Origin of the sequence: Enterococcus caccae ATCC BAA-1240 (assembly GCF_000407145.1) — a bacterium.
Taxonomy (GTDB): domain Bacteria; phylum Bacillota; class Bacilli; order Lactobacillales; family Enterococcaceae; genus Enterococcus_L; species Enterococcus_L caccae.
In genome coordinates this window covers 400,809-413,389 of the sequence record NZ_KE136474.1, presented here as the reverse complement: position 1 = coordinate 413,389, position 12,581 = coordinate 400,809, and the positions used below count along the sequence as shown (strand labels likewise).

At 35.3% G+C, this 12,581-nt stretch carries 13 protein-coding genes; 11 read left to right on the top strand and 2 right to left on the bottom strand.

The features are described from left to right. Window positions 1-40 precede the first annotated feature (40 nt). Entirely contained in the window at window positions 41-1,570 is a 1,530-nt protein-coding gene (locus I580_RS12390) for an AMP-binding protein (RefSeq protein WP_010770289.1), read from the bottom strand. 307 nt (window positions 1,571-1,877) lie between these two features. On the opposite strand from I580_RS12390, the gene rpsF reads away from it, so the two are divergent. From rpsF to dnaB, 6 genes are all read left to right on the top strand, one after another. Further along, complete coding sequence (gene rpsF / locus I580_RS12385; protein ID WP_010762119.1) at window positions 1,878-2,180, top strand: 30S ribosomal protein S6; 303 nt, start codon at window positions 1,878-1,880, stop codon at window positions 2,178-2,180. A gap of 47 nt (window positions 2,181-2,227) precedes the next feature. After that, window positions 2,228-2,779, top strand: a complete 552-nt coding sequence (gene ssb / locus I580_RS12380) for a single-stranded DNA-binding protein (protein WP_010770290.1) — start codon at window positions 2,228-2,230, stop codon at window positions 2,777-2,779. 25 nt (window positions 2,780-2,804) lie between these two features. Continuing rightward, a complete protein-coding gene (rpsR, locus tag I580_RS12375; protein WP_010762117.1) occupies window positions 2,805-3,044 on the top strand; it encodes a 30S ribosomal protein S18 in 240 nt (79 codons plus the stop codon). A gap of 167 nt (window positions 3,045-3,211) precedes the next feature. Continuing rightward, window positions 3,212-5,188, top strand: coding sequence for a DHH family phosphoesterase (locus tag I580_RS12370; protein ID WP_010770291.1), 1,977 nt, complete (start codon window positions 3,212-3,214; stop codon window positions 5,186-5,188). A 36-nt stretch (window positions 5,189-5,224) separates the two neighbouring features. Beyond that, window positions 5,225-5,677, top strand: a complete 453-nt coding sequence (gene rplI / locus I580_RS12365; protein WP_010770292.1) for a 50S ribosomal protein L9 — start codon at window positions 5,225-5,227, stop codon at window positions 5,675-5,677. 141 nt (window positions 5,678-5,818) lie between these two features. Then, on the top strand, window positions 5,819-7,192 hold the full coding sequence (gene dnaB / locus I580_RS12360) for a replicative DNA helicase (RefSeq protein WP_010770293.1): 1,374 nt from the start codon (window positions 5,819-5,821) through the stop codon (window positions 7,190-7,192). Window positions 7,193-7,253: 61 nt separating this feature from the next. Here dnaB and I580_RS12355 read toward each other — a convergent pair whose 3' ends face one another. Continuing rightward, complete coding sequence (locus tag I580_RS12355) at window positions 7,254-7,736, bottom strand: AmiS/UreI family transporter (protein ID WP_010770294.1); 483 nt, start codon at window positions 7,734-7,736, stop codon at window positions 7,254-7,256. 308 nt (window positions 7,737-8,044) lie between these two features. On the opposite strand from I580_RS12355, the gene I580_RS12350 reads away from it, so the two are divergent. The 5 genes from I580_RS12350 to I580_RS12330 all read left to right on the top strand — a co-directional run bounded on the left by I580_RS12350 (window position 8,045) and on the right by I580_RS12330 (window position 12,573). Next, the gene (locus I580_RS12350; protein ID WP_010770295.1) at window positions 8,045-9,337 is read left to right on the top strand and encodes an adenylosuccinate synthase; all 1,293 of its coding nucleotides are present in this window, start codon (window positions 8,045-8,047) and stop codon (window positions 9,335-9,337) included. 157 nt (window positions 9,338-9,494) lie between these two features. Further along, complete coding sequence (locus tag I580_RS12345; protein WP_010770296.1) at window positions 9,495-10,361, top strand: DegV family protein; 867 nt, start codon at window positions 9,495-9,497, stop codon at window positions 10,359-10,361. Window positions 10,362-10,779: 418 nt separating this feature from the next. Then, window positions 10,780-11,058 carry a hypothetical protein gene (locus tag I580_RS12340; protein ID WP_010770297.1) on the top strand — a complete coding sequence of 93 codons (279 nt, stop codon included), beginning with the start codon at window positions 10,780-10,782 and terminating at the stop codon, window positions 11,056-11,058. Window positions 11,059-11,170: 112 nt separating this feature from the next. After that, window positions 11,171-11,590 carry a RinA family phage transcriptional regulator gene (locus I580_RS12335; RefSeq protein ID WP_010770298.1) on the top strand — a complete coding sequence of 140 codons (420 nt, stop codon included), beginning with the start codon at window positions 11,171-11,173 and terminating at the stop codon, window positions 11,588-11,590. 677 nt (window positions 11,591-12,267) lie between these two features. Next, window positions 12,268-12,573: a hypothetical protein gene (locus tag I580_RS12330; protein ID WP_010770299.1), complete on the top strand. Its 306-nt coding sequence runs from the start codon at window positions 12,268-12,270 to the stop codon at window positions 12,571-12,573. The last annotated feature ends 8 nt before the right edge of the window (window positions 12,574-12,581 follow it).

The window sequence follows — 12,581 nt, the reverse complement described above, 5'->3', positions numbered from 1 at the left end:
ACTAATGGTCATGTTAGTCTGCGCTTCTTTTTATTCTAGATTATTCGGCTTCTTTTAAAGCTTTCTCGATTTGTAATCGTTGGACTTTCATTGTAGCTGTACGAGGAATGTCATTCCAATCCATAATAATTGGTTTGTTTAAATGAGGCAAATCAGTAACTTGTTCCCACCAAGCATCCCAATCCATTCCTAGTTTTGGATCAACTGCTAAAATCGGTTGAGGAGAGTTATCTTTCGCTCTAACAATGATTACTTCTTGAAGGAAATCAAGAGCATCCAACAAATGGTCTTCGACGGCTAAATTGCTATCAATTTTATCAATCAAATCGACTTGACGATCTTTTAAGAACAAATGGCCGTTTGCATCCATAAAGCCATAATCACCACTGTCCCACCAAGGGCCAAAAACAGTGGCTTGGAAGCGATCATCTTCTTTATAGTATGTCAGTGCACGTCCTTTAGATAAAAATTGGATGTGTCCATCAGTCAAATCAGGTAGAACATTGCCTTCTTTATCTGCGATACGTGCTTCGGTCAAACCTTCCAGGCCTACTCCCATATCGCGTGCATCAGATGTTTTAAGCGATTCTAAAGTATGAGCTTTTAAGATCATCGGACCACATTCACTTTGACCATAAACTTGAAGAAAAATGGGCTCATTTTTTTCTGAAGCCTGTAAGAAACTTGCCATTGTAGCATTATTGATAGCATCAAAAGTAGAATGATAGTAGCGAACACTTGCGAAAGCTTCGGGCATTTTTTTGGCTAACGAGGTCCATTGGACGAAGTTGTTTGGATGAGTTTCAAGAGCGATTGGTTCGTGTTGTAAAAGCATTTGGGCAACAGAATCACTATTTGATATCGATAATGGCATCATTGGAAACCCCATTGTCATTAAAGAAGAAATCCCAATATTAAAGCGAGAATGAACCGGAGAAATATGAAACCCAACAAGTTTTTTTTCTGCGATTTTTGTAAAAATTGTTTTTTGCCATTTTGTACGCCACCCCATAGAGTTAGCAGAATGGCAAATCAGTTTTGGAATCCCAGTTGTTCCAGAGGTGTGTGTCATATAGGCAATCATATCTTTTGGTAGTTCTACTTGAGCAACTTCATTCGCAGGTGCTTGTAAAAGTTTTGCAACAGAAATTTGCTTTTCTTGTGAACTATTTGTTACTTTCTCTATTTTTTCTGCTGTTTCATCATCAAATATGATAAATGGATTTTCTAGGCGATCCACAAAAACTTCAATCGTTTCAGCCGGAAAATGATATGAAATCATCGCTGGAACAGCACCTAAATAAGAAGCGGCAACGGCTAACAAATACGTATCGAATTTTGAGCTTTTAAAAATAATGATTTTATCTTCAGCTTTTACTCCTAAACTAGCCAATTGATAGGCACGGGTTAAAATGGCGTCGTGACTTAATTGATAGGTATAATGCGTTCCAAGTTCTGGGAAAGCTGGTAAAGGTTCATCATGAATAATGGCAGTTTCAGGGGTATTACGCGCAGCCTCAAGATAATTCGTGTACAAGTTGAGCGGTTGGTATTCTAACAATTGATTCAATGTAACAGCATCCTTTCAAGCAACTTCTAATTATTTGTGTAATTTCGAACAAGGATAGTATACCATGAAAAATAAATAACCTGAATCATAAGCAAAAAAAGTAAAAAAACTGATTTCTGCGTATATTAAAAGTAAGGCTGAGAGAAAATAATTGTTTAAAAAAAATGATCAAAAATTGTGAAGAATACTTGATTTTATCAGCTTTTAGCTGTATAATGAAAAATTGTGAGTAGTCTATTTAATTTTAGATAACTCTCCTTGCTCTTAGCAAACTAAGAGCCTAAAGTCCATAGGGAGGTGAAAATCAATGAGTCAAGTTACGAATTATGAAGTTATGTACATTATTCGTCCGAACATTGATGAAGAAGCAAAAACTGCTTTAGTAGAACGTTTCGACACAATCTTAAAAGATAACGGAGCTGAAGTTATCGAATCAAAAGATTGGGAAAAACGCCGCTTAGCATATGAAATGAACGGATTCCGTGAAGGCATCTATCATATCGTTAAAGTATCTTCTCCATCAACAGCAGGAGCAATCAATGAATTTGATCGTCTTGCTAAAATCAATGACGATATTATCCGTCACATGATTATCAAGGAAGAAGCATAACCAAATGTTTCACGTGAAACATTGGATTGACGAAAGGAGATGTTTAAATGATTAACAACGTTGTATTAGTTGGAAGACTAACAAAAGATCCAGATTTACGATATACATCTAGTGGTTCAGCGGTTGCGACATTTACTTTAGCAGTAAACCGTAACTTTACGAATGCAAATGGAAATCGTGAAGCAGATTTTATTAACTGTGTGATTTGGCGTAAACCTGCCGAAACTATGGCAAACTATGCGCGTAAAGGTACATTATTAGGCGTAACTGGTCGTATTCAAACTAGAAATTACGAAAATCAACAAGGTCAACGTGTTTATGTGACTGAAGTTGTATGTGAGAATTTCCAATTGTTAGAGTCTCGTTCTGCTTCAGAACAAAGACAAACATCAGAAGGATCAGATTCAACACCTAGCTATAATGCTGGTGGAGGAAATAGTTTCCAACCACAGAATAATAATTTTTCAGGACAAAACAATTTTAATCAATCATCCTCTCAGTCTAACAATAACGGTATGCCTGATTTCGATAGGGACTCTGATCCATTTGGTGGAACAGGTTCAACTATTGACATTTCAGATGATGATTTACCATTCTAAACGAATTTGATAGGAGGGAATAAGAATGGCACAACAAAGAAGAGGCGGACGTAAACGTCGTAAAGTCGATTATATCGCTGCAAACCATATTGAATATATTGATTATAAAGATATTGAATTATTAAAAAAATTCATTTCTGAACGTGGAAAAATTTTGCCACGTCGTGTAACAGGTACAGGTGCTAAAAATCAACGTAAATTAACAATTGCAATCAAACGCGCACGTATCATGGGCTTATTACCATTTGTTGGTGAAGAGCAATAATATAGAATTTATTTAGAGATCAAAGATTAGTTTCTTTGATCTCTTTTTATATTTCCAATGCTAAACATTGTTTTGAAATGTTTCACGTGAAACATTTAGCAATTCGCAGAAATCTTTTTTTTATGCTAAAATAGCCTTATCTGTAGAACAATGGAGGAGTCTTTAGAATGAAAAAAAATGGAATGAAACGGATTTTAGCTTCTGTATTCGTTCTCTTTTTATTAGAAGTAATATTACTTTTCTTCCTATCTAATAAATACATGATGATTGCTGGATTTTTGATACTCAATCTTATACTAATAAATCGAATTTTTTACTTAATAAAAAAAATTGAGATATCAAATACAGAAAAAATCAGAGAAGCTAGTACGATTGCAGAAAAGTCGTTGGATTATGCTTTTAACGAAGTATCTGTGGGAATCATAAATTATGATTCTGAGACAAAAGAAGCGAAGTGGTTAAATCCGTTTGCAGAAGATATTTTTCATAAAGACGGTCAAACGCTGATTAGTTCAGAATTAATACAAACATATGTATCACGAGCTGAAAAAGGTAAGGATATATTTAAAGTTGGAGAGCACGTTTATCGTTTTAATATTGATACAAGTCAAAATACGATTACTTTTAGAGATATTACAGAAGAGAGTAACTTGTATCGAGAAAAATTGGAAATGCAGACAGCGATTGGTATTGTTTCAGTTGATAACTATGACGATATCACAGATAGTATGGATGAGAAGGAAATTTCCTACTTAAATAGTTTTATTACCACGATGGTTTCTGATTGGATGGATGAGTACCAAGTTTTTTATAAAAGACTAAACGCAGAACGTTATTTCTTCATTGCGCAATTGGAAGATATAAAAAAAATGATGGATACAAAATTTCAAATTTTAGATAAGATCAGAAAAGAATCAAGTACAAGAGATATACCAATAACATTAAGTATGGGGATTTCTTATGGTGGTGAAACACTAAGTCAAACGGGGAATACTGCCCAAACAAACTTAGATACAGCCTTAGTCAGAGGTGGAGATCAAGTAGTAGTCAAAGAAGCAAAAGATAACGCTAAACCCATTTTTTATGGGGGTAGAACAGCTTCAGTCGCAAAGAGAACACGTGTTCGTTCTCGTGCAATGAGTACAGCAATTCAAGGGATTCTAACAGAGTCTTCAGATGTTTATATCATGGGACACCGTTTTCCAGATATGGATGCGATTGGTTCGGCATTTGGTATGGCAAGATTAGCCAAATTCCATAACAAGGAAGCTTGGGTCGTTTTGGAACAAAATGAAAGTATTCCTGATGTTGAACGGGTGATGATCGAACTAGAAAAGTATCCTGATCTTGCAAAGCAAATCATTACGCCAAAAGAAGCAATGAAACGAAAAACGGACAGCAGTTTATTGATCATGGTTGATTACCATAAGCCATCTCTTTCAATTTCACAAGAGTTGTATGAACAATTTGATAAAGTCGTAATTATTGATCATCATCGCCGTGGTGACGAGTTTCCAGCTAAACCATTACTCGCTTATATTGAATCGTCCGCTTCATCTGCTTCAGAGTTAGTGACTGAATTGATCGAATATCAAAGTAACGCTCAAAGAAGTTTAGATAAACTTGAAGCGACATTATTGCTAGCTGGAATCGTAGTCGATACAAAGAGTTTTAGTGTTCGAACAACGGCACGGACTTTTGATGTGGCTAGTTATTTAAGAACTTGTGGTGCAGATTCATCTTTAGTACAATATTTATTAAGCTCAGATTTAACCAGCTATTTGGAGATGAACAGTTTGATTGCCCAAAGTGAGTATGTTACACCTGACACAGTTATCGTAACAGGTAGCGAAGAGAAAGAATATGATAGTGTAACTGCAGCGAAAACAGCAGATACATTATTGTCAATGGTCGGTATCAATGCAGCTTTTGTGATAACGAAACGAACAGATAAACAAATTGGGATCAGTGCACGCAGTAACGGATCAATAAATGTCCAACTAATTATGGAAAATTTAGGCGGAGGTGGTCATTTTACGAATGCTGCGGTACAATTAACGAATGTAACAGTTGCTGAGGTAAAAGAACAGCTACTGAAAGTGATTCAGCAAAATATAGATATAATGTATGATCCAGCGCCATAATCTTATGATGCTGTTAAAACAAGGAGGAATACTAGTATGAAAGTTATTTTTTTACAAGATGTTAAAGGGAAAGGCAAAAAAGGCGAAATAAAAGAAGTACCAACAGGATATGCACAAAATTTCCTAATAAAAAATGGCTACGCTCAAGAAGCAAATAAAGGTAGCATCAGTGCTTTAGCTGGACAAAAGAAAGCACAAGATAAACACGAAGCTGAAGTTTTAGCAGAAGCTAAAAAAATGCAAGAATTTCTAGAAAAAGAAGACACGGTTGTAGAGCTTAAAGCGAAGGCTGGAGAGGATGGACGTCTCTTTGGGTCTATTCCTTCAAAACAAATCGCAGAGGCCTTAAACAAGCAATATAAGGTCAAATTAGATAAACGTAAGCTAGAACTATCCCAACCAATCCGTGCATTAGGTTTTACGAAAGTTCCAGTGAAATTACATCACGAAGTAACTGCAACAATCAAAGTACATGTTGTAGAAGAATAAAGGGCGAAAACAGAGGATATCCTCTGTTTTTTGCTTATCTTCAATCTGAAATGATACGATAATGTCATTGTACATTTCGCTTGTTTCTTGTTAAAATAGAAAGACTGAAAAGCGCAATTTTAGCTAGTAGGAGAGAAAAAAATGAATGAAGTATGGCAAGATCGAGTACCGCCCCAAAGTATGGAAGCAGAGCAGGCCGTTTTAGGGTCAGTTTTTTTAGATGCTGAGGTTATTATCGATGCTTTAGAATACATAGAACCAAAGGATTTTTATCGCCGTAATCATCAATTGATTTTTCAGACTATGCTTACCTTGAACGATCGAAATGAAGCGATTGATGTGATTACGATCAAAGATCGTTTGGAACAGGAAAACCTATTAGAAGACGTAGGCGGTTTAAGCTATTTATCAGATTTAGCATTAGCTGTGCCAACGGCTGCCAATATTGTTTACTATGCAAAAATCGTCGAACAAAAATCATTGCTTCGCAATTTGATTCAAACTGCTACAGAGATCGTTACCAAAGGATTTGAACAAGGTGAAGATGTTGAAACAATACTAGATGATGCAGAACGTAGCATCTTAGAAGTTTCAGAAAAAAGAAACCGAAGCGGATTCCTGTCAATTGCAGATGTCTTGAATACGTCGATTGCAAACATTGATCAACTGTATCAAAATGATGAAGAAATCACTGGATTACCAACTGGCTATCCAGCTTTAGATAAAATGACCGCTGGACTGCAAGCAGAAGAATTGATCATTCTAGCCGCCCGTCCAGCCGTTGGGAAAACAGCCTTTGCTTTGAATATCGCTCAAAATATCGGTACCAAAACAGATCGCTCTGTTGCTATTTTCAGTTTGGAAATGGGGGCGGAATCATTAGTTAACCGAATGCTTTGTGCGGAAGGTTCGATCGAAGCGGGGCACTTACGGACTGGTCAACTATCAGAAGAAGAGTGGCAAAACCTAATCATTGCAATGGGTAGCCTGTCTAGAGCTCAAATCTATATTGATGACACGCCGGGGATCAAAATTACCGAAATCCGAGCGAAGTGTCGTAAACTAGCGCAAGAACGCGGTAATCTTGGGTTGATTTTAATTGATTACTTGCAACTGATTGAAGGAACTGGTCGTGAAAGTCGTCAACAAGAAGTATCTGAAATTTCCCGTCAATTGAAGAAATTAGCAAAGGAATTAAAAGTTCCTGTTATTGCACTCTCTCAATTATCTCGTGGTGTAGAACAGCGTCAGGATAAACGTCCTGTATTAAGTGATATTCGTGAATCTGGATCGATCGAGCAAGATGCCGATATCGTTGCCTTCTTATATCGTGATGATTATTATGATCGTGGTGAAGACGGAGAAGATGGTGATCGTGAAGAGCCAGAAATCGACAACGTAATTGAAGTAATTATTGAGAAAAATAGAAGTGGGGCCCGAGGGACTGTTGAATTGTTATTTATTAAAGAATTTAATAAGTTCGCGTCCTTATCCCAAAGGCCAGATGATTTTTAAAAATTAAATAAAAAACAGCTCTAAACCAATATTTATGCTGGTCTAGAGCTGTTTTTTTACACTACCATAATTCTGCTATCATCAAAAATCCTGGAATCCAGGCAGTCACAATCCCTTCGAAAATTGCTAAATAAAAAACGAATTTTCCAATTGGAAGTGCTAAAACATTTTGTAAAAATCCAGAAAACCATAGAATACCCCAAAGTATCCAAATAATGGCAAAACGCCAATCACCACTAGCATAAGCTAGATAGGAGCAAGGGATCGCATTCACAGCGACGAATAAACCAAAAATACCATATGCTCGCCAATCTAAATCAAAAAGATAGATAACCCCCATCAATAGATTCGTACAAGCAAATAAAAAACCAGTACCAGCAGAAAAATAATCTCCCCGCAATAGAAAAGTTGTATTAACTATAAATGTTACGCTTCCTGTAAAAAAGTTTATAAATGCAGCAGATTTACCATCTACTCCAGCCAGCCCGCAATAGCCGTTACTAATCAATGTGATACCAACAAATAATAATACAACACCTAACAAAATAAAAACCCTCCTATTTAAAATGAATTGCGTATTATATTTTACGCTAGTTTCTTATAAAAAGTAATCTAAAATTCGTTATTTTGGAATAAAATGAGTTCCAAAAAATAAGATCAAGTGATTTCCATGTATAGAACGCATAATCAACCTTCGCCTTTTTATTCATTGTTTTTTCATATATAAATAAATGTTCGTGTTTTGCCTTTCTTTTATTTTTTTTAAATGATAATATTCGATTTTTCCTTGAAAGCGTTCTGCTTTACTGGTACAATGAATCAGGACAAAATAATTTAGAACGAGGTGTTCGAATGTCATCAGTTGTAGTAGTCGGAACGCAGTGGGGCGATGAAGGAAAAGGAAAGATCACGGATTTTTTAAGTGAGAATGCTGAGGTCATCGCACGTTATCAAGGCGGAGATAATGCAGGTCATACCATTAAATTTGATGGTGTTACTTATAAACTACACTTGATTCCTTCAGGTATCTTTTATAAAGAAAAAATCAGTGTGATCGGAAATGGTGTCGTAGTCAATCCGAAATCACTAGTAAAAGAACTGGCTTATTTAAAAGAAAATAATGTAACGACAGATAACTTACGTATTTCTGACCGTGCTCACGTGATTTTACCGTATCACATCCAATTGGATCAATTACAAGAAGATGCTAAGGGCGACAATAAAATCGGTACAACAATCAAAGGGATCGGTCCAGCATACATGGATAAAGCAGCTCGTGTAGGGATTCGTGTAGCAGATTTATTAGATAAAGAAATCTTTGAAGAACGTTTAAAAATCAATTTAGAAGAAAAAAATCGTCAATTTGTCAAAATGTTCGATAGTGAACCAATTGCATTTGAAGATATTTTCGAAGAATATTATGAATATGGTCAACAAATCAAACAATACGTAACAGACACTTCTGTTATTTTAAATGATGCATTAGATGCTGGTAAACGTGTATTATTTGAAGGCGCACAAGGTGTTATGTTAGATATCGACCAAGGAACCTATCCATTTGTAACATCATCAAATCCAGTTGCTGGAGGCGTTACGATCGGAAGCGGTGTTGGTCCTTCTAAGATCAATAAAGTCGTGGGTGTTTGTAAAGCGTACACATCACGTGTTGGTGACGGACCATTCCCTACAGAATTGTTTGATGAAACAGGAGAAACAATTCGTAGAGTTGGGAAAGAATATGGTACAACAACAGGTCGTCCACGTCGGGTGGGTTGGTTTGATACGGTTGTGATGCGTCACTCTAAACGTGTCTCTGGAATCACGAATTTATCATTGAATTCAATTGATGTTTTAAGTGGTTTAGACACAGTAAAAATCTGTACAGCCTATGAGTTAGATGGTGAATTAATTTACCATTACCCAGCTAGCTTGAAGGAATTGAGCCGTTGTAAACCAGTTTATGAAGAATTACCAGGTTGGTCAGAAGACATTACTGGATGCAAAACATTAGCTGATTTACCAGCGAATGCAAGAAATTATGTACACCGTATTTCAGAATTAGTAGGTGTGCGTATTTCAACGTTTTCAGTCGGTCCAGACCGTAATCAAACAAATGTATTAGAAAGCGTTTGGGCACAAATTTAAAGTATAGAAAAAACGAGAGACAACCAAAAACTGTCTCTCGTTTTTTTATTCATTTTTTTCTATTATTCGTTCTTTTTTGATAGCACGTTCGTCTAATAAAGCATGAGTATCCATTGATTATGTGTTAAAATGGAACAATAGTTAGGGGAGATTTAAAATGACGTTTAAATTAATGACAGATTCTTGTTGTGATTTACCATATACATATTTAGAAGCAAACGATGTTGATTTTATTAGTATGACGATTCAATTAAATGGAGAAGAATTAGTCGATGATTTAGGGAAAACTTTTGATTATGACTGGTTTTTAAAAGAAATAAAAACTGGTGGTATGCCAACGACTTCTCAAGTAAATGTAGGCAGATATATTGAATTTTTTAGACCATTTGTAGAAAAAAAGATTCCAATACTGTATTTAGCTTTTTCTTCTGGTTTAAGCGGCTCTTATCAAAGTGGAATGCAGGCTGTTGATATGCTGAAAGAAGAATATAGCGATGCAGAAATTTATGTTATCGATACGAAAGCTGCTAGTTTAGGCGAAGGTTTATTAGTCAGTGAAGTGATCCAATTAAAAGAAGCAGGCCATTCTTTAGAGGATATTTTATTATGGCTATCTGAAAATAAAATGACTGTTCGATCATGGGTAACTGTGGATGATTTAAAACATTTAGAACGAGGCGGTAGAATCTCTAAAGCTGCAGCAGCAATCGGTGGATTAATGAATGTTAAGCCAATTATTGTGGTAGATGAACTAGGAAAACTACAAAATATCGGCAAAGTTCGCGGTCGTGGCAAAGCATTGAAGAAACTAGCTGAAGAAACTGTTCAAGGAATGGTGGAGCCTTTAAATCAAACCGTATTTATTGCATATGCTGGTGATTTAGAAAGTGCTGAGAAGGTCAAAAACTTGATTGAAGAAAAAATTAAAGTCAAAGAAATTCGTCTCCATCCACTAGGTCCAACGATCACTAGCCATACAGGGAATGGGTGTATTGCGGTGTTTTCGAGAGGGAAGAAAAGATAGGCGTAGTAACTATTGTTACATTAATAGAATGAAAAATCATTATATATAAACAGGTGTCATCTAAACTTTTTTGAAAGTAAAACTTTCGAAAAGCTCTAGATGACACCTATTTTTTTGTCGAAATTTTTCAGAAGAATAGATCAGTGAAAGTATTCTGGGAGAATATTGACAGCAATTTAAAAGAAAAAGAAGAGAAAAATACAGTAAGCTTATTTTGTGGAACAATAAAAAAACTTAATTAAACATTATCCATAAATTAATTTATAAAAAGGGTAATAAAAAAAGCTAACAATAGTAAGGATTTGGTGTTAATCTTGTTAGCAAAAAATTATTAAAGTGGGAGGTAAGTATATGTTTAAAATAACAACGATAGAGGAGTTTTGGGAAGTAAATAGATAGCATAAGAATAGAAAGGGAGTTGAATTGGTTAGAAGTCGCCGGATGTAACGCGAAATTAGCAGCCAGTAAAGAGTGGAACCCGACATTAAAATGTATTCTTCATATGCAAAAGACACTAGATATAAACCTTGTTAATATAGTCGCTTATGAATTAGTTGAATCCGATAGTTTAATCACCAAAGATCCAGAATCGCCAAAGAAAATGGATCTGATCTATCAATGGATTCAATCAGATGATTGGATGGAAGATGAAGCAACAGTTCAAAAAGTACAAGAATTGGCAACGACAATTATTTAATAAAAACAATGTATGTTCTTAGTTTTTTACTAGAAAAACAATAGTTAAAAAAAGGAGTTCGCTAGATTGGTTGGAAATAGCGATTGTTAGATAATTAAAGGGAGGCAATAAGATGAGAAAATCAACATTTAACTACATTAAGGATGTTTTGGCAGATTATCCAAGGATCGAGGAGTACATCAAACAACGGGAAGAAGAACTAAGATATCCCTACCGCGAGGATGACTTAAACTCTGGAATCAAAGGAAATAGAGCAGGATACAATGCTCAAGATAGTTTAATGATCACTATTGAACAAGATCGAAGGCTAGCTGCATTAGAACGAAATAAACGTGTTATTTCTAATCTATTGGATGAGTGTTGTGAAGATACTAAAATAATTGTCCAAGAGCTGTATATGAGAAGAGTGCCGAAATATACGATTCAAGGTTTAATCACAAATAGCTTAATCTTTGTTGGGAGAACGAAAGCTTTTGAATTAAGGGACAGTTTCTTTTTGGAAGTAGCCAAGGATTTAAATTTAAATATCTAAACTATGAACGATAGCCGGATTTTTTTTATGGATTTCTATCCTAAAATGATAGTATCAAGCAACATCGGTAGATGAAAAAAGAGAGTAAAAAAATTGTTTCTTTCGTCTATCTATTGTTACTTTGCTCCAAAGCGATTGTTCCTAAATCTGGACGATGTCCGAATTTTTGAACGGAACATTCATTATAAGATGATAGTATCAAAAAAATAGTCGTGACAGCAGGAACAGCTGAATATAGCGATTTTTTGATACATAGACTTTTGCTCCTAAGAAAAGGGAACAGATTTTCTTGGTAAAAAAGAATGCGGACGATATCTGGATTTTCAGAAACAACATTCATTATAAGATATTACTACCGAAACCTAGTTATTAGAGCACTGACTGACGGAAGCTCAAAAATAATATAAATAATCAACTTCCAGTCAAATGTGCTGTGAAAACAAAGGACCATCGTAGTTTTTTATCATTAGGAACGTTCTGACAATTCCGGCAGATGGATTTTTTATAACAATCGGAGTATTGAATATTCTGATAAAAGTTCATCTACGTTTATATAGATCAAGATGTGACGATCGCACATCTAAAAGAGATTTGTATATGACGCTTAAAGTAAGGTACGAAGTAGTTTTATCAGTAAAGTTATCACAAGTAAGAGAGTAAAAAGGTGAGGAATGCCAGTGAGCAAGTATTTTAAATTAATTGATACAATTGACACAATAACTACATTAAATGTTGCGAGCCAACAAAATGGTAGGACAACGTATAGCCATGTTCGTTTAAAACCTGGTGAAAAATATGAATTAGGCAATGACGAAGTATTTATCAACTCTTTACAACATATTCAAATTGAAAGAGCGTATTCCCTGCAGCTAGTGAATGAATTGACAGCTTTAGGCATTGACTATACAGAAAATTTTTGTAAATCTTGCGGCGGCCGTATCAAAAAAGTCTCTTATTCTGTTGTAGAAATTATTGATGAATAAGGCTAATG